Source organism: Paenibacillus sp. FSL R7-0189 (assembly GCF_037969925.1).
GTDB lineage: Bacteria > Bacillota > Bacilli > Paenibacillales > Paenibacillaceae > Paenibacillus_AQ > Paenibacillus_AQ odorifer.
Genome location: NZ_CP150223.1, coordinates 4,489,689 through 4,514,311, shown reverse-complemented (window position 1 = coordinate 4,514,311; position 24,623 = coordinate 4,489,689). Strand labels below are relative to the sequence as shown.

General features: G+C 42.2%; 16 protein-coding genes. 3 read left to right on the top strand and 13 right to left on the bottom strand.

What is annotated here, in order from left to right; genetic code table 11:
• Together MKY63_RS19525 and MKY63_RS19520 are read right to left on the bottom strand one after the other, a co-directional pair.
• Positions 1-462, bottom strand: coding sequence for a transcriptional repressor (locus MKY63_RS19525; protein ID WP_036682896.1), 462 nt, complete (start codon positions 460-462; stop codon positions 1-3).
• Between the two features lie 220 nt (positions 463-682).
• The gene (locus MKY63_RS19520) at positions 683-2,914 is read right to left on the bottom strand and encodes a stalk domain-containing protein (RefSeq protein WP_038572549.1); all 2,232 of its coding nucleotides are present in this window, start codon (positions 2,912-2,914) and stop codon (positions 683-685) included.
• Positions 2,915-3,260: 346 nt separating this feature from the next.
• Between MKY63_RS19520 and MKY63_RS19515 the strand changes: the two genes are divergently transcribed.
• From MKY63_RS19515 to MKY63_RS19505, 3 genes are read left to right on the top strand one after another with little or no spacing between them, the layout of a single operon-like run.
• A complete protein-coding gene (locus tag MKY63_RS19515) occupies positions 3,261-5,030 on the top strand; it encodes a sensor histidine kinase (protein ID WP_036682901.1) in 1,770 nt (589 codons plus the stop codon).
• Positions 5,031-5,042: 12 nt separating this feature from the next.
• Complete coding sequence (locus MKY63_RS19510) at positions 5,043-6,287, top strand: response regulator (RefSeq protein ID WP_076274224.1); 1,245 nt, start codon at positions 5,043-5,045, stop codon at positions 6,285-6,287.
• 18 nt (positions 6,288-6,305) lie between these two features.
• The gene (locus tag MKY63_RS19505; protein ID WP_076274225.1) at positions 6,306-7,589 is read left to right on the top strand and encodes an extracellular solute-binding protein; all 1,284 of its coding nucleotides are present in this window, start codon (positions 6,306-6,308) and stop codon (positions 7,587-7,589) included.
• Between the two features lie 74 nt (positions 7,590-7,663).
• Here MKY63_RS19505 and MKY63_RS19500 read toward each other — a convergent pair whose 3' ends face one another.
• The 11 genes from MKY63_RS19500 to adhE form a co-directional block, all read right to left on the bottom strand.
• Positions 7,664-9,262 (bottom strand): ABC transporter substrate-binding protein, encoded by a 1,599-nt coding sequence (locus tag MKY63_RS19500; protein ID WP_038572551.1) that lies wholly within the window; start codon positions 9,260-9,262, stop codon positions 7,664-7,666.
• A gap of 94 nt (positions 9,263-9,356) precedes the next feature.
• The gene (locus tag MKY63_RS19495) at positions 9,357-10,319 is read right to left on the bottom strand and encodes a carbohydrate ABC transporter permease (RefSeq protein ID WP_235219483.1); all 963 of its coding nucleotides are present in this window, start codon (positions 10,317-10,319) and stop codon (positions 9,357-9,359) included.
• A 15-nt stretch (positions 10,320-10,334) separates the two neighbouring features.
• Positions 10,335-11,312, bottom strand: coding sequence for an ABC transporter permease subunit (locus MKY63_RS19490; protein WP_235219484.1), 978 nt, complete (start codon positions 11,310-11,312; stop codon positions 10,335-10,337).
• Positions 11,313-12,143: 831 nt separating this feature from the next.
• Entirely contained in the window at positions 12,144-12,935 is a 792-nt protein-coding gene (locus MKY63_RS19485; protein WP_036682908.1) for a response regulator, read from the bottom strand.
• Positions 12,913-14,766: a sensor histidine kinase gene (locus MKY63_RS19480; RefSeq protein ID WP_036682911.1), complete on the bottom strand. Its 1,854-nt coding sequence runs from the start codon at positions 14,764-14,766 to the stop codon at positions 12,913-12,915. The genes MKY63_RS19485 and MKY63_RS19480 overlap by 23 nt, the downstream gene beginning before the upstream one ends.
• A 28-nt stretch (positions 14,767-14,794) precedes the next feature.
• Positions 14,795-15,625, bottom strand: a complete 831-nt coding sequence (locus tag MKY63_RS19475; protein WP_036682912.1) for a carbohydrate ABC transporter permease — start codon at positions 15,623-15,625, stop codon at positions 14,795-14,797.
• On the bottom strand, positions 15,625-16,509 hold the full coding sequence (locus MKY63_RS19470) for a sugar ABC transporter permease (RefSeq protein ID WP_036682917.1): 885 nt from the start codon (positions 16,507-16,509) through the stop codon (positions 15,625-15,627). Before MKY63_RS19470 ends, MKY63_RS19475 begins: the two co-directional genes overlap by 1 nt.
• A 128-nt stretch (positions 16,510-16,637) precedes the next feature.
• The gene (locus MKY63_RS19465) at positions 16,638-18,044 is read right to left on the bottom strand and encodes an extracellular solute-binding protein (protein ID WP_036682919.1); all 1,407 of its coding nucleotides are present in this window, start codon (positions 18,042-18,044) and stop codon (positions 16,638-16,640) included.
• A gap of 437 nt (positions 18,045-18,481) precedes the next feature.
• Complete coding sequence (pflA, locus tag MKY63_RS19460; RefSeq protein ID WP_036682920.1) at positions 18,482-19,219, bottom strand: pyruvate formate-lyase-activating protein; 738 nt, start codon at positions 19,217-19,219, stop codon at positions 18,482-18,484.
• A 205-nt stretch (positions 19,220-19,424) separates the two neighbouring features.
• Entirely contained in the window at positions 19,425-21,686 is a 2,262-nt protein-coding gene (gene pflB, locus MKY63_RS19455; protein WP_036682923.1) for a formate C-acetyltransferase, read from the bottom strand.
• A gap of 252 nt (positions 21,687-21,938) precedes the next feature.
• Positions 21,939-24,560 carry a bifunctional acetaldehyde-CoA/alcohol dehydrogenase gene (gene adhE / locus MKY63_RS19450; protein WP_038572553.1) on the bottom strand — a complete coding sequence of 874 codons (2,622 nt, stop codon included), beginning with the start codon at positions 24,558-24,560 and terminating at the stop codon, positions 21,939-21,941.
• Between the last annotated feature and the right edge of the window lie 63 nt (positions 24,561-24,623).

Below are 24,623 nucleotides of genomic sequence, written 5' to 3'. Positions count from 1 at the left end.
CTAAAGTCCCTTTTGTTTATCTGATGCTGCAACTAGTTCTTCTTCCCGGTTCTCTTCACATTCTTTGCAATAACCGAACACCTCAAATTTATGCTTGACTACCCGGAATTGATCGGGTGTATCCGTTAAATTCATCGGGCAGAAATTAATCGGGTAGGTCTTTTGGCATTGAAGGCAGATCATATGATGGTGATGATCCTGATGATTGCAGCTTCCCTTGAACTTCACTCCGTCTTCAAAGACAATCTGTTCAAGCACACCAAGCTCTTCCATTACACGAAGATTGCGGTACACCGTATCAAAGCTAAGCCCGCTATACTTGCGGCCCATATGCTCATATACATCCTTCGCTGACAAATATCCCTTATTCTCGCCGAATAACTGGGCAAGCGTTTTGCGTTGGTCGGTGATTCGCAGTCCTTGCCCCGACATGACTTCTAATATTTGTTCTGTCGACAGCATACGCTCATCTCCCATAAGATCAGTTCATTTATATTTCACTCTCTTAATAATGCCCCAAAATAAATGCCCCGTCAATGAAGCACAATGAAGCACCCCTACATAACCAATGAATTATTATATTTAAACAAAAGCCCGGCTGCGTATTCCTTTACGGAATATTCAGCCGGGCCTTTATTGTAGATAATTCCCCAATAGAGCTTATAGGGATATTCCTATTCTGTTATTTCTTTGCTGGAAGTGGAGTGATGAGGAAATTGACCGGCAAGTTACTGCCTGAAGCTGCTGTGAACAAAATCTCCACACTGCCGCCATACTCACCACTACGATAAACCACACTGTTCATATCAGCATTAGCAAGACTTCCCACGCTTGGCATATGCACGATTTGATTATTAACCATAACCGGCCCCATATAGTTACCGCCACGTGGATTAAACGTAATCAAGGAGTTTGGTGCAACATTTTCGAATCTGATCTTGTATAATACCCCGAAATTACCGGCATTGGATGCTTCCGTACCTGCCATTGGGTCTACGCCAGCCAGGTTCTTATCACTGGAATTATCGCCTAGCAGAAGTTTTGCAGGGGTTTTTCCTACCTCATCGGTAACCGTGATAATACGAGTAGAATCTTCGTAAGTTCCCCGATTATGCACTCCGTCTTGATCCAGAACTGGAAGTGTTGGAAGTGTAGTCAGTGGATCTTTATTCGCATCAATTAACATGACATTATAATCGATTGGATAATCACTAAATAAGTCCGCTTGCAGTGAAACAATTTCACTTGGTTTCATCGCAATTTGGTTTAGATCCGTCAGAATTGAGACGCTTTCCCCGGGTTGCAGAACAATCGTTTTATAATGCTCATTTGTAAGCATAGATTTCCAATAACGTTCTACAGACATTTTACCTGTACCTTCAGGATATGTGCTTGGGCCTGCAAAGCCAACATATTCTGTTGTAAGCGTAGTTGGGTAAAGATTGTTATTCGTAGCAATCACATACACTTTAGCTTTAATATTCAGGTTATTCTTGTGGTGAATCAAGAAGCGGGTTTTACCTAATGAAGTCTCACGGTAAGTAACACCTTCTGTATACACCGTTTCTGGGCTGTTGCTGCGAATTAGTTTATAAGGCTCGGAAGAAAGATTATAAGCTACTTGCTGCCAAGTAGGAACCATCGATCCATCGATGCTAAACACACTGCCCGGAGATGCAAATAATCTGTTGAAATCTTCTTTACTGTACAAGATTTCATCCGAAATATTAACGGTTTTCTCAAAGGTACTGATCGCGCCATGTGAATCTTTTACTTGGACAGCAATTGTCGCTGGACCCGGAGTAAAGAAAGCTTCTGCTTTGTTCGTCCAAGTTACGGTAATTTCATCACCATCAGGATCGTTACTTAGATCGGTATAAGTAATCATTTCACCCATCTTATATGAATCCTTGTCTGTAGTGAAATTAGCAACTGGAGGTGTATTAGGTTTAAGCACTGTGATGGTCATGGAGTAAGGATCACTCCACTGTTGATTCGCATCCATTACGGAATAGGTTACTACATAATATCCTGGTTGATCATAGATATCCTGCTTGTTACCTCCCCAGCTTTCATCCACAATAGCTACACCATTTGGTGACGAGCTGGAGGTAACGAAGGTCACTGGTTCGCCGGCGTAAATTTCAGTTGGCACTGTGAAAGAAGCTTTAGGTTTGTTGTTTAATGTAAGGATTACCCGCTTTTGTACATTATCAACGGTGTAAGGAATGCCCAGTGCCCCAGTTATGGATGTCAATGGAACCATGAAAGTACCCTTGTATTGGTAAGCTGGACCTTTCATTGTCTTCTTTTCACCATTAACTGTATAGACCTTGCTGTCGGTCTTAAAGCGCATAACGTCGCTTCCCTTGGTAACAATGGTTTCTTTCGTTTTATAATCATAAACGTATTTCACACCTACACGTTCTACCATAGCCCGGATCGAAACGTAGGACACGCCGTTTTTCACTGCCATAGGCTGATTAGCTAAATATTCCTGGCCGTTCTGATACATTTTGTTGCTGTTCATCATAAGGATAAGCTGATTGCTAGCCGCAGCACGAGCACCATCTGTTGTTGTAGTAGGTTCTGTAGTAACTCCAGGTGTTGCAGTTGGAAGCGGTGTTGCAGTAGGTTCAATTGTTGCTGTAGGTTCAACAGTAGTCGTAGGATCAACTGTCTCTGCAGGAATAGGAGTTGGTGTTGGTGACACTACTCCTCCTGGCGTCTCCGTCGGCAATGGCGGCAATGGATCGGTAGATTCTGGCATTACCTCCGGCGCAGCTGAAACAACTGTCCCTATTACAGTAGTATTACTTGGGGTATTATTGACAGCTTCAGCAAAAGCCGGCACTGCCGAGGCGGCCTGAGATACAGCCAAAACAGCAACTAACGTTAACTTTTTCAAATCCATGATATAACTCCTCTGCTCCTATTTGTAAATATAAGTAGGACTCTATCTTTTTCATACTCCTCTTATATTCCCCGCAAAATGCTACCACCCACGATAGGGCGGCAAAAAGCTTTTGCCACGATCGTCATAACAAACATAGTATTAGACGCATGCCACCATAAAAAGTTTCATTATTAAGTAAAGAAAGATTAACGCTGTATTAAATAACATTCTACAACCACGCTGTTTCCCCTGAAAAAAATGAGATTTTTTCTATAAATATGTTTATTTTTCGTCTGACTATATTCGCTTTCATTTGCTTTTGTTACAATGTATGGAAGAATATCTTTTACATGCGAGGGATAACATGTCCAAAAAAATCTCCATCCTCGTTCAATTAATCATGGGCTTCTCTCTAATCATCTTCACCATCGTAGGATTCACCATTTTTTTGTCCTACCGCTCTTCCTCTCAAGCTGTTTTAAACCGCTCCAACCAATATATCCTGGAATCCGTCAAGCAACTTCAAGGTAAAATGGACGCAATTCTTCAGGATAACGATAAGCTTTCTTCTACGATCATGTTCAGTCCCTTGATTCAAGAAACCTTGGGAGACTTAGCGTTGTCACGTTCACCTCGTACAGACGCCATGGAAATTACTCGTTACATAGATCAACAGACACGTTCCATAAACTCTGACATCCAGTTCAAGCTGCTCGGGCTGTCCGATGATCAGGTGTATACCAACAGCAGTTCCTTAAAGGTCATCTGGGACAGCGAAAAGGAAATCCGTGATGCTTATTGGTTTCCGGCTATAGCACAGAATAAAGGCCGAATGGTCTGGTTCGGTGTAGATGTATGGCAGAACGGTAATATCCCTGTGGTGATGGGTGCCAGACAAATTAATGATTGGAATGATCTAAACCGGTTAGGAACCCTGTTTCTTGTCCTCCCTGTCGAGGTTATCCATAACGCTGTCAGCCAATTTCACCTCGGCAAAAATGAGAAAATCCAAGTTGTTGATTCATTTAATACCATTGTCTATTCCACAGATCCAAAAGAAATTGGACTCTATATGAACGACGGGCTTCTAAAACAATTCAGCAATCATAAAGCCAGAATCATTCCACAAAAAATAAACTCACGCAATCTATTCGTATCCTATGCCTATTCCGACTATAGCGAGTGGAGCGTTTTTGCTTACATTGATTCTAAAGACGCTGTCAAAGATTTAAATACGATTCGCCGGAATATTATTTTAATTGGCCTGCTGGGGATGGGCGCTGCCCTACTATTCACTTTCTTTTTCTCTTGGACCCTATCCAAGCCCCTTCGTAATCTGGCAACCAAGCTGAGCAATGTCGAACGGGGAACTACTTTACCTTTTGTAAAAACAACCATGAACAAAGAAATGGCTATCCTTTATTCAAGCTATAATTCGATGCTCCAAAACCTGGATCATACTATCGCTGACCTATCCAGCAAGCAGATCAGTGAAAAGCAAGCTCAGATCGTAGCACTCAAAGCGCAATTCCGCCCGCATTTCCTTTATAACACTTTGAATACAATCTATTGGTCGCTCGCCAACAAACGCATGCAGGAAGAGTCCCAAATGGTACTCGCTCTAAGTGACCTGCTCCGCTATAGCATTGACCGCGGATCCGAATTCGTTACAGTTGAGGAGGATTTAAAGCAATTAGAACGGTTCATTTTTCTCCAGAAGCTGCGCTACGAGGACAAATTGCAGATTGATCTTTTTGTAAATCCTGAGGTTATGAATGGCCAGCTTATGAAATTAACCCTTCAGCCACTTGTCGAAAATGCCATTACTCATGGACTTGAACCCACACTTCGGGAAGTATGGCTAATTCGCATACGTGCCTATAGTGAAGGAACATCTCTGGTGTTAACTGTAGAAGACAACGGGGACGGCATGAGCGAGGAAAGTATGGCAGACGCATTAGTCGGCGGTGAGGTTAATCCGGAGAAGCTGCTTCATACCGGAATTGGACTATCCAATCTAAATCATCGCATAGAGCTGATCTACGGACAGGAATTTGGTCTACAGCTATCAACAAGCGAGCTTGGTGGCTTATTTGTGAAAGTCACTGTTCCATTACAGTATGATCAAAGTTAAGGAGGCACAACGATGAATGTGTTAATCGTGGACGACGAAAGTTTTGTTCGCCGTTCTCTGTCAGAAATGCTGGGAAGTGCGAATCATAACTTTAGCATTATTGGCTCGGCAGAGAACGGTTTAGAAGCTGTGCAACTGTTAAAAGAGCATATGGTTGATCTGGTGATATCCGATATACGAATGCCCGGCATGGATGGACTGGAACTTGCAAAGCATATCCATGAATGTTATCCAGACACTGAAACCGTGCTGCTCACAGGTTATCAGGATTTCACCTATGCTAGTCAAGCCATCCGTTATGGTGTAAAGGAATATTTGGTTAAACCAAATTCAGTAGAACATATTCTTGAAGTCGCAACAGGCGTATATGAACGTCTTCAATTGAAGAAACAGCAGAGGCAATTAACGCAGCTGAGAGAAAAAAACCTTCGGGAGAAACGCTTATCTGATCTTCTTTACGGCATCCCGTTACCCTATTTTGAAGAACAACTTATTCCTCCTTTTCATTCCTTTGTAGTCATAACCGTAAACCATCTTGGAGTAGGCATGCCGCAGAACTGGTCGGAACAAGCCATGTATGCAGCGGTCGTTAATATATTAGAAGAATGTTTTGCGCTGTACGCCAATGTTGTTGGTATTCAAGAGGAGCAGGAAGCCATCATGCTATTATTCTATCCTCTTGAGCAGCCTAACGGCGTGGATGAGGTATTGACACAAGAGCTGTTGCATAAGCTATCGGGTATTCTGAAATCGCCATTCTGTGCAGGGGTCTCCAATCCTCACTATCAATTGGGGGCACTCGCGACCGCCTATCACGAGAGTCTGGAAGCTTGTCAGCAGGTCAAAAAAGAGAGTACGCCATCCGTTATCTTTTTCAGAGACCTCACCATACATTCGGCTTCTCCACAGCTCGCTGAACACTTACAAGTAAAGGCAACGCGCAGGGTAATCTCTATGATGATTGAGGTTATGAATTCCCGGCTCCAAGAGAATCTCTCCCTCAAAATGATCGCAGATGAACTGTATATGAATCCTACCTATCTCGGCCGATTGTTTAAAGATGATGTAGGGGAACCTTTCTCTAGCTTCCTTACCAAACTTCGTATTCAAAAAGCTACTGAATTATTAGAGAATGTTACTCTCAAGGTGTATGAGGTTAGCGAATTAGTAGGCTTTAAGGATCCTGCGTATTTCAGCCTTATTTTTAAGAAATACATGGGGATGACTCCTCAGGAATTTCAGAAGCACAACAAATAAAGTAGAGGTGTGTTTCTCTTGAATGTAAATGGTAAGTTGATTACTGTCCTATTAACATTTGGCTTATTACTTAATACAAGTGGTTGTCAGCTCTCCCCTTCCAAGGAAGATACCGCTTTACAAGACCCGATACAGCTGAACATCTGGCTCACTGCCGGATCAGGTCTTGAGTCGCTCATTGACCAATATCAATCTCAACATCCCGAGCTAGAGATTCATATTCAAACCTCCACCTCCACGCAGCTTCCAGCCAAGCTACAGACTTCATTCGCAGCAGGTTATAGTTCCCCGGACGTGGCTGCCATTGATATTAGCTATTTGGATCGCTTCAAACAGTTCCCTGATTATTTTTATAACCTAAAAACTTTTGAAGCTGACAATCTGAAGGACCAATTTCTGAATTGGAAGTGGCAGGAGGTGCTGGGTAATGATTTTATTTTCGGATTACCAACGGAAATTGGACCCTATGCCATGTTATATCGAACGGATATATTCGCATTATCAGGTCTCCCTACTAAACCAGAGGAAGTGGCTAAAGAAATCCAAACTTGGGAGCAATTCCTTGAAGCGGGCACCAAAGTACAGGAGAGAACAGGAAAAGCTTTTGTAAATGACTTAGAGAACCTCTATCTCACCCTTCTACGTCAGTCCAAGCTTCAATATTACAGTCCCACAACGCAAGAATTGATCCTCGACAATAATCCAGCGGTCAAACGAGCCTGGGACTTCTCAATTCAAGCCCTTAAGCTAAATCTGTCCGCCAGTATTGCAGTGGATACGCAACGCTGGGGTGCAGGCCTGCTCAACGGAGATTTTGCAGTCATGCTCTGTCCGGCTTGGATGATTGGTCATATCAAGAGCAGTGCTCCAACTGCCAGCGGTTTATGGAATGTAACACAAATCCCAGAAAACAGCGCTAATCGCGGAGGCTCCGTTCTGACCTTACCAAAGACAGGTAATCATCCTGATGAATCCTTTGCTCTTATTAAATGGCTAACCGAACCAACGCAGCAATTGGTTTCTTTCAAGGTACAAGGGGCTTTCCCTTCCACCCCCGAAATCTATGATGACCCAGAGATCCACGATCTGCATGATCCTTATTTTCCTAATTCAGAGCTTGGTCTGACCCTTTCGTCAGCAGCAAAAGCAGTAATTCCGACCTATTACGGCCCTCATCACGCTGACGTGGAGACAAGCATGCTCGAATACTTGACCAAAGCTGAAAAAGGCGAGCTAGCTCCTGAACTGGCTTGGACCCTTGCTGTTCAAGCCGCAAAGCAAATAGACAGCTCCTTCCGCTAAGTAATATCATAAAAAAGGCTCTCCCCGGCTAAATTAGCCTGCTGGGGAGAGCCTTTTTTTAAATCATTTTCGCTTTATTTTTGCGCAGCCAGGAAAGCATCCAGCTGTTTTTGTTTCTCTGCAATAATCTTATCGAGCCCTGCCTTTTTCAGCTTATCAGCATACTTAGTCAGTACGGTATCAGGATCAACAGAACCCGTATCCAAACTGATGTCGTATTCATCCATTACAGCTTTACAAGCAGCCATTTCAGTCTTCATCGCGGAGGCGTCGAAGTTGAAACCAAGCGCTACAGAAGCTTTACCTTTAGAGTTAAAGGCTTTGAATTGTTCCCATTTGTCTGGAGCTTCACTTTCCCACACGGGGTTCAGGAATTGACTTCCAAGCATCCAAGCTGCAGCCGTATTATAATCAGCTGTTTTATCTGTAGCTTTGATCGTATCACCACTTACGACTTCATAGTGCACACCTTTTATACCGAAAACAAGCAGATTGTTGATATCTTTATCTGTGTGCAGAATATCTAGCACCATCATAGCCCGGGCCGGATCACCAGAGGAAGCAGAGATCGCAAGCATAGATCCAGCAGCATCACTTGTAGAAATCGTTGGATCATTGAATGCAATTTGTTTCAGCTTGCCAACCAAGCCGGTAGCATTCGCCAGCTCACTATCTTTACCTGGTTTAAGCGATTGCACTGTCATAAAGACATTGCCAGCCTTCATTGCATCCTGAGTCGAATTCGTAGCAACTGCGGCGTCTTTGTTAATGTAACCCTTTTTCATATACTCACGAGTAAGTTTAATGATTTCTTTATAACGATCCATCTCAATCATCGATTGAATCTTAGTATCTGAGGAATCTTTAAGCAGAACACCAGGAATGGCAGCATCACCAAGGGTATCGTATTGTGCCATGTACTGTGAGTTAAAGGTCTCACCTTGTTTGAAATACAATGGAGTCAGGTCAGGTCTTTTCTCCTTCACTACTTTGAGAACTGCATCCAGATCTTGAATGGATTTCACATTCGACATATCGATGCCCAGTTCATCCGCAATATCGGAGCGATAGACAACCCCACCTTGTGCAGCCAGCTCCTTGTTTGTAGGAACAGCATAATTCACACCATTGATCGCTGAACCTTTTAAGAATTGTGGATCCAGATTTTTTAGAATCCCTTGGCCGTATTCATTTAGGAGATTACCATATTTGCCGCTATCGTCATTAATCGGGAGATAAGCGCCTTTAGCTGCATTCGTTACGTAGTTCTTCCATTGAGCTGTAAAGATGATATCGAATTTTTCCTGACTCGCAATTTTCAGATTGACATCATTGTCCCATGGACCCCAATCGATCGGTGCGATATCCAATTTGGCGTTGATTTTAGGTTCCAATAACTTATTGATTTCATCTTCTACTGCTTTTTCATCCTTTTGCACTGCACCGACATAGATTAACTTGACGGTATAAGGCTCCAATTCTTTTGCCGGTTCGGCAGTAGGATCTGCGGCTGGCTCATCCGTAGCAGCAGCATTGGTAGCGGTTGCATTTTCACTTGGAGCAGGTGAAGCTGCTTCATTATTCCCGTTATTCCCACCGCAGCCTGCTAAACTAAGACTCAGTACCATCGTTAGCAATAGTGTCATTAGTGCGCTTTTTCTAACAGCTTTCATATACACCATAACCTCCCTCAAAATATTTATATATGCTGAATCGGCCGTTCACACCTTAGCATAAAGCGGCCGAATTAAGCCATGACAATCGTCCTTAACCTTTGACAGCACCCACGGTAAGCCCTTTAATAAAATACTTCTGGAAGAAGGAATATACAAACACGATAGGTCCAATACCAATAACAGCCATCGCCATTCTTACCGTTTCTGTCGGAATATTGATCTCTACACCTTGTGCAGCTAAGGCAGCCATCGCCTGAGGACTTGCAGTCAGGAACTGAACATTCAGCATCGTCTTATACATTAGGTATTGTAAATTGACATGACCTTCGGGTGAGATAAAGATCAAACTAAGGTACCAATCATTCCAATAGGCCAGGGTCTGAAACAAACCTACTGTAGCTAACACTGGCATAGACAAAGGCAAAATAATTTGAACGAAGATCCGGAATTCTGGTGCCCCATCGATCTTAGCAGATTCGATTAAAGCTGGTGGTATGGTATTGGCAAAAAAGGTCCGTAAGATGATAACAAAGAAAGCAGAAACCAGCAGCGGCATAATTAGAATCCATAACGTATCCTTCATATGCATCATTCGCGTGTAGACCAGATACCAAGGCACAAGGCCACCATTAAACAACATTGTAAAAAACATAAAAAATGAGAAGAAATTACGATGTGGAAAATCTCCACGTGAGATAGGGTAAGCGTACATAGCCATAATGATAAGACTCAGAATCGTGCCCACCACAGTCACAAATAACGAAACGGAAGCTGCATCGATAATTTGCCAATAATCTTTTAACAGAAATTCATAAGAAGAAATATCCCACTTGTTAGGAAAAAAGCTGTACCCGTTCTGAATAACGGAATTCTCGTCCGAAAACGATACAATAACTACGAGGATCAGCGGCACCACACAAATCGCTGTGTATATCCAAAAGAATATATTAATTAGCAAATTAGATATATTAGATATTTCATTGGGTTGTCTTTGCCGTTTTGTGCGCTTTCCTGTACGCCGTGACGACCCTATTGCTGTTTCTGTCTGGCTCAACACTCCCACCTCCCTTTAAAATAAAGCATCATCTTTACTGATTCGCCGCACTGCTAGATTCGCCAAGAAAATCAATAGAAATCCTACAACAGATTGAACGAGACCCGCGGCTGAAGACATTCCTATATCACCGATTGCAAGGAAGGTCTGATATACATAAGTGTCGATAACCTGCGTCGTCGAGTATAACGCTCCTGCATTTCTCGTAACCTGAAAGAATAATCCGAAGTCTGCGTTAAAAATCCTACCTATCTGCAGCAGCGTCATTACTATAATAACTGGACTGATCAGGGGCAGCGTGATTTTTCGAATCTGCTTCCATTTAGAAGCTCCATCAATAAGTGCCGCCTCATAATATTCATTATCTATTCCAATGATAGCGGCCATATAAATAACCGTTGTATACCCAATCTCTTTCCATATCTTCACAATTACAAGAATCCCAGGCCAATATTTAGACTGTGAATACCATTCGATAGGATCTACCCCAAAGAACGGGAGTAATGTCTTGTTCATGAACCCATGCTCTGCACTCAGAAAGCCGTATACTAAGTAACTTACGACGACCCAAGAGAGAAAATAAGGGAGAAACATAGCGCTTTGATGGAATTTCGATAGCCATCTGCTACGCATTTCGTTAAACATAATTGCGAAAGCTAGCGAAAAAAATAGCGTCAGTATAATAAACGCCGTATTATACAATAACGTATTCCTCGTAATGATCCAGGCCGTCTCCGTCGAGATTAAATATTTGAAGTTTGCTAACCCGACCCAATCACTACCCAGAATCCCTTTTTGGTAATTGATATCCTTAAATGCAATTACCGTTCCTAACATCGGTATGTAGTTATTGATGATTAGAATCACTATCGCAGGTAACATCATCAAATAGAACACCCAGTATTTCTTCATTACTCTAAGAAAATTCGGCGTTCTTCCCCTGCCTGGTTTCTTTACTTCTGACAAGCTGACGGAAGGATTCGTCACACTCATTTTTGGTTCCCCCATTCTCCATCATCCCATTCTTAAGCCCCAATTACTCTTGCTTGCCTAACGTTTTGTGTATCCTCCTTACACTCTAATTAAAACATATGATAATTTATGGGAGTATAGGGAACATATTATATTTCTATAAAAAAAGAGACGATTATCCTCGAAAATCGAGGATAACCATCTCTTCAGCCTCTAAATAGAGGCAAAAAATTTAATTAATCATAGCTTATGTACCTTAATCGCATTTATCACAGCCAAGAACTGATCGATAATCTTTGCTCTTTATCACAGCCAAAGGCTGGTTGATAATCTTCGTACTTTATCACAGCCAAGGGCTGGTCGATAATCTTTGTACTTCATCACAGCCAAGGGCTGGTCGATAATCTTTGTACTTCATCACAGCCAAGGGCTGGTCGATAATCTTTTCTCTTCATCACAGCTAAGGCTGGTTGATAATCTTTTCTCTTCAGCACAGCGCCAAGGGCTGGTTGATAATACCTGCCTGCCTTAGATTAACTAGGCAATCAGCCCTTGTGTTCCCAGAAAGGCCCACATCCGTAGGTGTGGGACGGCCCCTATACTACTACGAAGAGGGGTGAGGGAGAAGGAACGGAGAGGAAGTTTGGAACTGTAGGAGCGTAGCGTTCGCCTTTATCCTCGGATTTCAACCGCTAATAGCGGTTTCTAATCAAGAAATCTGAGGATAACAGCGACCGGAAGTCCAAACATTCCTTGGAGCGACGCTAACCTCGCCACTCAGCAACAAACATTCCTTGGAGCGACGCTAACCTCACCACTCAGCAACAAACATTCCTCAGAGCGACGCCGACCTCACTGCACTTCGGTCCGGCATCGGTCGCGATACTCCTTAGGCGACATCCCCGTCTGCTTCTGAAATACCTTGGTAAAATAACGCCGCTCCTGATAGCCAACTCCGGAGCCAATCATCGTAATACTCTTATCACTGTTAGTTAGCATAAACTTAGCAGCTTCAATTCGTTGTAGGGTCACGTATTCCACAAAAGTCATAGCAAAACGATTCTTAAATAAGAGACAGAAATAACTGCCACTAATCCCGATCTTATTCGCCACTTCCTCAATCCCAATATCAGAATGGAGATGTTCTGTGATGTACTTAGCTGCTTGGTTCATCAGCTGATCCGGTGTTTTTTTGCCAGAATCATCTTCACCTTCAGGGATTTCCTGAAAAATTGGAATGCTATTATACAGTTTATTCTTAAACTGCTTACTACGGATCTTAGCCCCAATTTCCCGTACCTTATTGCCAAGCTCTTCATAATGTATCGGCTTACAAATATACTCTTTAACACCTAGCCGAATCGCTTCACGTGCATAATCAAACTCCTGATATCCGGTAAGAAGCAGCACCTCGCTATCCAATCCCATCTCCCGCAACTTACCGATAAAAGTTAACCCGTCCATCACTGGCATACGGATGTCACATAACACAAGATCAGGCTGTTTCTCCTCGGCAATACGCAAAGCATCCATTCCACTTCGCGCCATACCGACAACCTCCATCCCCATCTCCTGCCAAGGCAATACCCTGTTCAGATTATTCAGAATTGGGGCTTCGTCATCAACCAATAATACTTTTAGCATAATGATCTTCCCCCTGCTCGTATTTAGGTATGACACATTGGATAATAGTACCATGACCTGGACTAGAACAGATAAATATTCCGTACCTGTCACCGTATTCAATGCGGATGCGATCTGCTACACTGCGAATACCAAGACCTCTGCGTTCAAGATTCATCCGGTTATCCCGTTCAACCTTAACTTCTTGCTCCACAGGATCATTCACAATATATTGAAAAATAGCTAACTGAGAAGGTGTAATACCAATACCATTATCTTCAATACGTAAAATCAAATCCCCCTGCTTCTCCCAAACTTTCACAGAAACATGACCTTTGTAATCAATGCCCTCAAATCCATGTTGAATACTGTTCTCTACAAGCGGTTGTAAAGTGAGTTTAAGGATACCGCAACTCATCAATTCATTCGGAATATCGATCTCATATTCGAACAAATCTTCAAAGCGGAATTTTTGTATATCCAAATAATTGCGCAAATGTTTAACTTCTTCATCCAGCGTAATCTCTTCCCGATCCTGAATGCTAATTCGCAAAATACTGGCCAGCCTGTAGACCATCTCACTAACTTTTTTACCTTCATTCTGTATAGCGAGAACATTGATTGATTCTAATGTATTGAATAAAAAATGTGGTTTAATCTGTGCCTGCAGAACACGCATCTCAGCTTGATTCTTGCGACGCTGCTCCACATGAATTCTGTTAAATAACCCATTAATTTTATCCATAAGATCATTAAATCCCTTAGCAAGCAGCGTTAACTCATCATTTCCTTTAACTTCTACCCTAGTGGTCAGATCTCCGTCTTCAACCCGGCGCATAAAACGAACAATGACGGCGATGCCGCCGGTAATCCGGTTCATAAAAAATAAATTGAAGATCACAGCTGCCAATAAGCAAAGGAAAATCACAGCGACGAACCAGCGAGCAAATACTGTAACTTCGTGAGACAACGTATTCCAAGAAGTCACAGATACCAGACTCCATGGATAGTCCTTCAAGTGATACATGGAAAGAATGCTTTTCTCCCCGTTGTACTCTGTTTTGAAACTCTGAAACCCTTTTTTAAAGGTAATCTCTTTATCCGCGAAAGACTGGAAGTCCTGTCCATCCAGCTTTTGATCTGGGTCAAAAAGAATCATTCCATCATCATTTACAAGCATAAAGGAAACATCCTGATTGCTATCCCCAATTTTTAGATTGCGAAATATGGATTCGAACTCCCAATTCTTGATCTGCACAACTAGGATACCTATGTTCTGAAAGAAGCTCAATTCCTTCACTAAGCGAATTTGTGTAAACACAGGTTCAGTACCCGTAAGCTCGGGATACTCGTGAGGAGCCAGCCATTTCGGCACACCATTCAAGTCCATAACTTCCTGGTACAGATCACTTTTTTTGAATGTATCATAGGGTAGCGTTCGGAAATTTTCCTTGTTAAAAAGCGACACGATTTCAGAGTTACCTCTACCGTTAAAATTGTACAAAAACGCATAACTGATCGATGGATGATTAAACAACAGACTACGGAAATTGCGCTGGCTCGCATTCAGATTCAGTTGCTCAGCATCAGTCAAATCCTGATTGGTAGGATCATCTGCACTAAGGGCCATATGAAATACCGAGGTAGCAATTCCGTTGTCTGTAACGTTATCCATATCTTTTAGTACATTAGAAATACTGTAGCTAATCGCTTTAAGTGAGTATTCCGACTGCTGGCTGTACTTTTTCTCAATAGAATTATAAGTCACAAAAAACATAAGCATGCCTAGAATAAATAAAGGAATGATAATCAGGCCCAAAAATGCCGTAAATAATTTATAGCGCAAATTCATCGGCTAGTGCTCCTGACTGAGAATAAAGTTATCCTTTTACGCCGCCCGCTGTTACACCTTCAATAATCTTCTCCTGCAGAATAGCATAAATGATAATTACCGGCAGGACGCTGAAGACGATACCGGCTGACATTTGTGCATAGTTCATCTGGTATTGATCACGGAATTGGACCATACCTACTGGAAGCGTTCGCAGCTCGTCATTTGACAGGAAGTAGTTAGCTAGCAAGAACTCGTTCCAATTTCCCAGGAAATTAACAATGAATACAGTAACCATAGCCGGAACCGTTAGAGGTACAATAATTCTAGCAAAGATACCCGGTGCCTTCAAGCCATCCATGACCGCAGCTTCTTCTATTTCTCTAGGTAAATTTCGCATAAATGCTGCTAAAATAATGATCGTAAACGGAATCGCATTGGCGATATAAGGAATGATCAACGCCCAGTGGGTGTTCAGTATTCCTAACTTACGTACAATCGTATAAATCGGCAGCATTAAAGCATTATTCGGAATGAGCATTCCTACTAAAACCAGTGAGAACAAAATAGTATTCCATTTCCCCTGACGCATCCGCGTAACCGCAAAAGCAAACATAGACGCAAGCAGAATGGACACTACAGAAGCAAGTATCGAAATGTACAAACTGTTGAAAAAGTAAGTACTGATCTTGGCATTTACCCAAGCTTCGACGTAGTTATTGAAGACGAATTCCTTTGGAATGCCAAAAGGATTAAGCGCAATCTCATTATTATCCTTTTTCACAGATGAGAATAATACGAATAGGAAAGGAAACAGGATCACTAACAAATAGAATAAAAGGGCAATATGTGGCAGACTCTTTTTCAGGGCGCGTGGCATCAGTATTCAATCCTTTCTGTACGACGTGCAATCAGCAGCTGATAAAGGACTGTAACCACCAGTGTAAACGCAAAGATCAGGACAGCGATGGCATTTCCGTATCCATACTTAAAGTTCGTGATCGCATATTTAATCATGTATGTTGCCATTACATCGGTTGAACCTGCAGGTCCCCCCTTAGTCATAACGATGACAATATCCGCCGCTTTCATTGCTCCAGCAATGGATAGCATAATTACAACCGAGATGATCGGTACGATTAGTGGGAGCGTGATACGGGTAGCGCGTTGAAATCCGGTTGCGCCGTCAATGGCTGCAGCTTCATCCAATTCACCAGGAATAGCTAGAATCGCCGCTAGGACCATAACGATATAAAATCCAGTCCACTGCCAAGCATTCGTCAACAAAATAGAAAGCATTGCAAATCTCTCATCTGACAGCCAGTAAATAGGATTAATTCCTACTAGACTAAGGAGCTTATTAAAAAGTCCAATGTTGGGCTCATAGATAAACCCCCAGAGAATACCGATAACCGCTGTAGACATAATGGAAGGCATAAAGACTGCTGTCTTATATAAGCCTTTTAACTTCTTCACATTAGAAATCAATAACGAGAAGAATACGATCAACGGTACCTGGATACATACGGAGAAAAGAATAAACCAACCGTTGTTTTTAACGGATATCCAGAATCGTTCATCTCCTAATGCTTTCTCATAATTACTTAATCCGGCTGATTTAACCGTCTCCGATACACCGTTCCAACTGGTAAAACTGTAATAAATAGAACTGAAAATGGGGTAAATGAAAAACATCGTGAACAATATCAATGCTGGAAGAACGAAAAGGAAAAATACCACTGGATTTCTTAATGCTTTATTCATGACTACCTCCGGTTGCTTTGACATCTGGCGAATAGTGAATGCTTCAGATCAAGTGCAAACACATATTTTCTTTGATTTTAAAAATGTACCCTGGATTTAGCACCAGGGTACATTCAGTTTGCAGCTATTTATTCAACTGCTGCGTTTGCTTCTTCTTGTACCTTTTGCAAAGCTTCGCCCATTTTCTCAGGAGTCGTCTGATCGCCAATCAGTTTTTGAATTTGAATGTTACTGATTTCTGTAGTTACATCAGCTTGAACAAGAGAGTCAAATGCTGGGAACGAAGATTGTGAGTTGTTAAGTACACCTACGATTTCGCTCATCAGATCATCAGTAATATTCTCATTCAATACGTTTTGGTCAATCTTCATTGCTGGCAATACACCATCTTCAACAAGTCCACGCAATTGCATTTCTTCATTAAATAAGTTTTTAATAAAAGATTTCACAGCAGCCAATTGACGTGGATCTTTCTCAGCAGATGCAGAGAAACCATAACCATTGTTCACATCGCGCATCAATGCAGTTTGGTCGCCCGCTCCGCCTTCAACTGCTGGGATATTGAAGAAGCCAACTTTACCGATCAAACCTTCGCCAGATTGGCCAGTTTTAAATACGGAGGATTTCCAAGTACCATCATACAGCAGGATCGCTTCACCACTAGTAAATTGTGTTGTGTATTCAGCATATTCAAAGCCAAGTTCGCCTTTTTTGAAGTAGCCTTTATCAACCCATTCTTTATATTTCGCAAATCCTTTTACTACATTTGGATCAGACCATTTAGCTTCGCCTGTTGCAAATTTAGCAGTTACATCTGGACCTGCATAACGTGACCACAAGTGGTTAGCTAACATAAGTGGTACCCAACCAGCTTTGGATGCACCAGCCAAAGGTACTTTTCCATCAGCCTTGATATCAGCCAATTGTTGTTCCAATTCGGCAAACGTTGTTGGAGCCTTCCAGCCCTTGCTTGTATAGTATTCTTTGTTATAGAAGAAGCCTTCTCCAGAACCACCGATAGGCAATCCATAGATTTTTCCTTCATAAGTGAAAGGATCAAGATTTGAGAATTTATCCTTAATTCCAAGTTCCTCAAGAATTGGAGTCAGGTCAAGTAATTTACCTTCTTTAGCATAGATCTTGGAGTCAGGACTACCGAACAGATCGAAGATTTCCGGCGGATTACCCGCAGCCATTTCACCACGCAATTTTTCTTTACGGTTTACATCTGAATCTACCCCATCGAGTTTAAAGGTCAGACCCGGTACATCCTCTTGTACCTTGTTAACTACTTCTTCGAGAATAGCCAGACGTTTCTGCTTGTCTGCACCGATTTGAGTGTGACGAATCGTCATTTCAAATGGCTCGTTATTTACCGGTTCTTCTGTTGCAGGAGCATTTGTAGCGGCTGAATTAGTCGCGGTAGCGTTTCCATCTCCTTTGTTAGAAGACTCATTGTTGTTGCCTCCGCAACCAGTCAGTAAAGCTGATGATACGAAAATCAGGGACAATAGCAAAGTCATACTTTTTTTCATTTCTTGTGACCCTCCCTATATATTGATGTGCTTTACACTTCTTATTATAGAAAACAGACTTCATTATCGTAAGGTTAAGATTCATCCACTATAGGGATAAAAATCTCTAATGTAAGCGGAATCAACTACATTATAAGTTATATTACATAACACAAAAATGTTAAATCGCTTAATTTATTTGTTTTTCTCATCACAAAACTTTGTTTTCACTCTAGAAACAATTAATAAAACATCCAAATAGTCACATTACCTGACATATTCATTTATTATCCATCCCATTAACCACGTGTAACTATAGCATGTCTTTATTAGGAATAGTATAAAACTACCCCCTCAGAGGAGCTTTATCCCCTCCCTTTTTACTTCCTCATAACAAAAAACCGCACCTTCAGTGATCAACCACTGAGGGTACGGTCTCTCTTAAAAATATATATCTATTATACCAATGCCGTTTGCTTACGACCTTCTTCTACCAAGCGATATGCCCGTTGCACTTCTTCTTCTGTTGGAGAAGGTACTCCATCCAGTTCATAAGCTTTGCCGAGCATTTCCCATTTATAGATACCCATCTGATGATAAGGTAAGATTTCGAATTTCTCGACGCCATTTAAGGTTCCAATATAACGACCTAAGTTAATGAGATCCTCTTCACGATCATGAATACCAGGTACATACACATGTCGGATCCACATCTTACGATTATGGTCTGAGAGCCAGCGTGCAAGCTTCAAAGTTCGATCATTGGATTTACCAGTTAACTTGATATGCGCTTCTTCATCAATATGCTTCAGATCAAGCATAACCAAATCTGTAACGTCCAATAAGTCATTAATCTTGTCACCTTCGTTGTAGCCATTACTATCTAATGTGGTATGCAGATTCCAACGTTTTTTCACTTCCGTGAATAACTGCTTTACAAATTGCGCCTGCAAGGTTGGTTCTCCACCGGATACAGTTAACCCGCCACCGGATGAACGATAGTAGTTTATATATGGCTCGATCTCCGAAAGCACTTCTTCTAGAGTCATTTCTTTACCTTCATCTAAAGCCCAAGTATCAGGGTTATGGCAATACTGACATTTCAGCAAGCAGCCTTGCATAAACAAGACAAATCGAATACCAGGTCCATCAACGGTTCCAAAGGTTTCCAAAGAGTGTATGCGACCTTTAATCATAGGATGTCATCCTTTCGCCACGACAGACTAACAGTCCCTCTTTCAACGATGAAGCTTCCTGTCTTTGAGACTGTCATATCCCTAAATCGCGGCTATAAAATTTAAAATTTTAACAATTCTCAAACAAGATATTACCGCCCTTGAGACAAGGGCGGTATCTTCCTTGCAATTATTTCAATGTAGTACTAATTCAAAGAGAAACAAATTACATCGAACCGTGGAATGTACGGTTGATTACATCCATTTGTTGTTCGCGAGTCAGCTTGATGAAGTTAACTGCATAGCCGGATACACGAATAGTCAATTGTGGATAGTTCTCTGGGTGCTCCATAGCGTCCATCAGCTGTTCACGGTTAAATACGTTAACATTCAAATGCTGAGCGTTGTTATGGAAGTATCCATCCATCATGTGTACCAGGTTAGACTTACGGGAATCCTCGTCTTTACCAAGTGCCTTAGGTACGATGGAGAACGTGTTAGAGATACCATCTTGTGCATCGGAGTAAGGCAGTTTAGCTACAGAGTTCAGGGAAGCCAAGGCGCCTTTCTTGTCACGTCCGTGCATTGGGTTAGCACCCGGTGCGAAAGGTTCACCTTTCTTACGTCCGTCAGGTGTAGTACCTGTCTTCTTACCGTACACTACATTCGAAGTAATGGTCAGTACCGATTGAGTTGGCACAGAATCACGATATGTTTTGTTTTTACGGATCATAGTCATGAAGGTTTCAACCAATTCTACTGCGATGCTGTCTACAGCATCGTCATTGTTACCGTAGCAAGGGAATTCGCCTTCGGTTTCGAAGTCGATCGCAATACCTTGTTCGTTACGAATAGGTTTTACTTTGGCGTATTTAATTGCGCTTAGTGAGTCAGCTGCAACGGACAGCCCAGCAATACCACAAGCCATCGTACGCAGAATGTCACGGTCATGCAGCGCCATTTCGATACGTTCGTAAGAATATTTGTCATGCATATAGTGAATGATGTTCAAAGTGTTAACATAAGTTTTAGCCAACCACTCCATCATCGGTTTGAAACGTTTCATTACTTCGTCATAATCCAGATATTCAGAAGTGATCGCTGGGAATTCCGGTCCAACTTGTGCTCCGGATTTTTCGTCTATACCACCATTGATAGCATACAGCAATGCTTTTGCCAGGTTGGCACGAGCGCCGAAGAACTGCATTTGTTTACCGATACGCATTGGAGATACGCAGCAAGCAATCGCATAATCTTCACCCCAGTATGGACGCATTACATCGTCATTTTCATACTGAATTGCACTAGTTTCAATGGAAACCTTAGCACAATATTTTTTGAAGGCTTCAGGCAATTTTTCGGACCACAGTACAGTTAAGTTTGGTTCCGGAGCTGGACCCAAGTTGTACAGGGTGTTCAAGAAACGGAAGCTGTTCTTGGTAACACGAGTTGTTCCGTCTTCAGCCATACCACCGATGGATTCAGTTACCCATGTTGGGTCACCGGAGAACAGATCATTATAGTCAGGTGTACGCAAGAATTTCACGATACGCAGTTTCATTACGAAATGATCGACGATTTCTTGTACTTGTTCTTCAGTCAAAGTACCTTCAGCAATATCGCGTTCTGCATAGATGTCCAAGAAAGAGGACACACGGCCTAGGGACATCGCTGCACCATTTTGCTCTTTAACTGCTGCAAGATACCCGAAGTATACCCATTGAGTAGCTTCTTTGAAGTTGGTCGCTGGTCTGGAAATATCCATACCATGAGCGGCTGCCATTTCTTTCAATTCGCCAAGTGCACGAATTTGCTCGGACAGCTCTTCACGCAAACGAATAATATCTTCAGTCATGGAATCAACTTCAAGCTCAGTTTGTTGTTGTTTTTTGTCTTTAATGAGGAAATCAATACCGTACAGAGCAATGCGGCGGTAGTCGCCGATGATGCGTCCGCGGCCGTAAGCATCAGGAAGACCTGTAATTACGCCGGATTTACGCACAGCTCTCATGTCTGGTGTATATGCATCAAATACGCCTTGGTTATGCGTTTTGCGAATGTTCGTAAACATGTCAACGATGTTTTGTGGAAGCTCGAAGCCGTAAGCCTTCGTAGCATCAACCATCATCTTGATCCCGCCAAATGGCTGGATGGAACGTTTGAAAGGAGCGTCAGTCTGTACGCCTACAATTTGTTCCTTGTCTTTGTCAATGTAGCCTGGAGCATGTGAAGTGATTGTGGAGACAGTATCTAGGGAAACATCCCATACGCCGCCTCTTTCTCTTTCTTCCTTGCTCAATTGGGAAATAATCTTCCATAGTTCAGTTGTGTTACTAGTAGGTCCTACGAGGAATTCTTCGTTTCCTTCATAAGGCTTAATGTTACTTGCGATAAAGTTGTTAACGTCAACTTTTCTGGACCATTTACCTTTTGTAAAACTTCTCCAACCGGATTTCACTTCTTGTACATCTTTTTCAATCACCGACATGCTAAATCCCTCCATCTATATTTATAATATTTGTAGAGATCGCGGGCTTGAAGGTTGATCCCGTGTCTCGTGATCCCAAGAAAGATATGGTTGTTCGAAAATTCACAATCATTGTTCCATGTATGGGACCGTTGTTTATATAAACATTTTAGTTTATTTTCTATAAATAGACTGTGACAAATATCACCTTTCCGGTGATATTTGTCACTTATATCTAGTCCACAACCATCCTATTATCTACTTAACCAAATATTAATTATCAAATCTTCCGTAGAAAGCATTACGGTACACATCTGCAAGTTCAGATACCAGTGGCAGCTTAGGATTGGCAGTTGTACATTGATCTTCAAATGCACGGTCAGCCAAGTAATCTACACGGGATTCAAAATCCTTAGGATCAAAGCCCAGTTGTTGGAAGGATTCTTCGATACCCAGTTTTTTGTTCATATCGCGAATAGCATTGATCAGGCTAGTTACACCTTCTTCAGTTGTGCGAGCTGGCAATCCCAGAATACGGGCGATTTCTGCATAACGCTCGTCAGCTACGAAGTGTGAATATTTAGGGAACGAAGCGAACTTCGTAGGTTTCTTAGCATTGTAACGAATAACGTGTGGCATAAGGATCGCATTAGTACGACCGTGAGCAGTGTGATATTGACCGCCCCATTTATGCGCCAAACTGTGGTTAATACCCAGGAAAGCATTAGCAAAGGCCATACCAGCAAGTGTTGATGCGTTATGCATTTTCTCACGGGCAACTCTGTCGCCTTCAAGCGCCGATTTTTCAAGGTATTGGAATACCAATTGGATTGCTTTAATTGCCAGACCATCAGTGTAGTCACTCGCCATAACAGATACATAAGCTTCGATGGCATGTGTCAATACGTCCATACCTGTATCAGCTACAGCAGTTTTTGGCAAGCTATATACGAACTCTGGATCAATGATAGCTACGTCTGGAGTTAGCTCGTAGTCAGCCAAAGGATATTTAGTGTGTTGTTCAGTTGTTTTATCGGTAATAACTGCGAAAGATGTTACTTCCGAACCCGTACCCGAAGTAGTTGGAATCGCTACAAACTTAGCTTTGTTTCCAAGTTTAGGAAATTTGTAAACCCGTTTACGGATATCCATGAATTTTTGTTTCAGACCGTTAAAGTCTGCGTCTGGATGTTCATAGAATAACCACATTCCTTTTGCAGCATCCATTGGGGAACCACCACCAAGTGCGATGATGCAGTCCGGTTGGAATCTGTTCATCATTGCTGTACCTTTTTCAACTGTAGTTGTCGATGGATCTGGTTCAACTTCCGAGAACACTTCTATCGCTACAGGAGTTTGGCGTTGACGCAGGTAATGTTCAACTCTCTCAACATATCCGAGCTTAACCATCATTGGGTCAGTGATAATTGCGACACGTGTGATATCAGGCATTTTGGTCAGGTACTGAGTAGCGCCTTTTTCGAAATATATCTTGTCAGGTACTTTAAACCATTGCATATTCACGGTACGACGATTCACCCTTTTCACGTTGATCAAATTAATTGCTGTAACGTTTTGCGACACGGAGTTACGACCATAAGATCCGCAGCCCAGCGTCAACGAAGGGATGTTAGTGTTATAGATATCGCCGATCGCACCATGAGTGGAAGGCGAGTTAACGAGAATACGTCCTGTTTGCAGACGGTTGGAGAACTTCATGATTACTTCTTCGTTGTTGGAGTGGATAGCCGAACTATGGCCCATACCACCAAATTCAACAACTTGTGCTGCGCGTTCGATACCTTGATCTGCGTTTTTAACTTTGTAGCAAGCAAGCACAGGACTCAATTTTTCAGCGGACAATGGATATTTAGTGCCTACACCTTCAAGTTCTGCTACCAGAATCTTAGTGCCGGCAGGAACTTGAATGCCGCACATTTCAGCAATTTTCACTGCGGATTGTCCAACGATTGCTGGGTTAACCGCACATTTATCAACGTTCATAGCGCCGCTAGTAAGTTTGGCAGCTTCTTCTTTGTTAACAAAGTAGCAGCCATTAGCGATCATTTTCTTTTTCACTTGATCAAAGATTGGTTCTTCGATAATAACAGCTTGCTCGGAAGCACAGATCATACCATTATCAAATGTTTTGGAAAGAATGATGTCCGTTACGGCTTGATCGATATCCGCGCTCTTTTCGATGAATGCAGGTACGTTACCAGGACCTACGCCAAGAGCTGGTTTACCACAGCTATAAGCTGCTTTTACCATTGCTGAACCGCCTGTTGCGAGAATAAGTGCAACGTCAGGGTTGTTCATCAAAGCGTTTGTTTTGTCCATTGTTGGCATTTCAATCCATTGGATACAATTCTCAGGTGCGCCAGCTTTTACAGCCGCATCATGAAGAATTCTAGCAGCAGCTGCACTACACTCTTGCGCAGATGGGTGGAAACCGAATATAATAGGGTTCCGTGTCTTAATCGAAATCAACGCTTTAAACATCGTGGTGGATGTAGGGTTGGTTACCGGTGTGATACCCATTACAATTCCGACGGGCTCAGCAATTTTTTGGAAGCTTTCATAAGCATTGTCTTCAATAACGCCTACTGTTTTATCGTATTTAATTCCGTGCCAGATATATTCTGTCGAGAAGATGTTTTTAGTAATTTTGTCTTCGTAAACCCCGCGGCCAGTTTCTTCTACAGCCAATTTAGCGAGGTACATATGTTTGTCGAGTCCAGCCAACGCCATTGCATGAACGATTGTGTCAACTTGCTCTTGATCCAGCGCCATGAATGCCTCATGTGCTTTTTTCGCTTTATCCACTAAAGTCTGAATATACTCTTCAGCGGTAGTTTGTTTAACTTGGGCGGCGACTTCGTTCTTAACTGCCATCTCCCTCGTCCTCCTGTCAATTTTTAGGTTGTTTTTCTCTACACATTTATCTTATCACATCAT

Coding starts and splice junctions, on each gene's coding strand:
- MKY63_RS19525 (WP_036682896.1), bottom strand. CDS start 462: ATGCTGTCGACAGAACAAATATTAGAAGTCATGTCGGGGCAAGGACTG.
- MKY63_RS19520 (WP_038572549.1), bottom strand. CDS start 2,914: ATGGATTTGAAAAAGTTAACGTTAGTTGCTGTTTTGGCTGTATCTCAG.
- MKY63_RS19515 (WP_036682901.1), top strand. CDS start 3,261: ATGTCCAAAAAAATCTCCATCCTCGTTCAATTAATCATGGGCTTCTCT.
- MKY63_RS19510 (WP_076274224.1), top strand. CDS start 5,043: ATGAATGTGTTAATCGTGGACGACGAAAGTTTTGTTCGCCGTTCTCTG.
- MKY63_RS19500 (WP_038572551.1), bottom strand. CDS start 9,262: ATGAAAGCTGTTAGAAAAAGCGCACTAATGACACTATTGCTAACGATG.
- MKY63_RS19490 (WP_235219484.1), bottom strand. CDS start 11,312: ATGAGTGTGACGAATCCTTCCGTCAGCTTGTCAGAAGTAAAGAAACCA.
- MKY63_RS19485 (WP_036682908.1), bottom strand. CDS start 12,935: ATGCTAAAAGTATTATTGGTTGATGACGAAGCCCCAATTCTGAATAAT.
- MKY63_RS19480 (WP_036682911.1), bottom strand. CDS start 14,766: ATGAATTTGCGCTATAAATTATTTACGGCATTTTTGGGCCTGATTATC.
- MKY63_RS19475 (WP_036682912.1), bottom strand. CDS start 15,625: ATGCCACGCGCCCTGAAAAAGAGTCTGCCACATATTGCCCTTTTATTC.
- MKY63_RS19470 (WP_036682917.1), bottom strand. CDS start 16,509: ATGAATAAAGCATTAAGAAATCCAGTGGTATTTTTCCTTTTCGTTCTT.
- MKY63_RS19465 (WP_036682919.1), bottom strand. CDS start 18,044: ATGAAAAAAAGTATGACTTTGCTATTGTCCCTGATTTTCGTATCATCA.
- pflA (WP_036682920.1), bottom strand. CDS start 19,219: ATGATTAAAGGTCGCATACACTCTTTGGAAACCTTTGGAACCGTTGAT.
- pflB (WP_036682923.1), bottom strand. CDS start 21,686: ATGTCGGTGATTGAAAAAGATGTACAAGAAGTGAAATCCGGTTGGAGA.
- adhE (WP_038572553.1), bottom strand. CDS start 24,560: ATGGCAGTTAAGAACGAAGTCGCCGCCCAAGTTAAACAAACTACCGCT.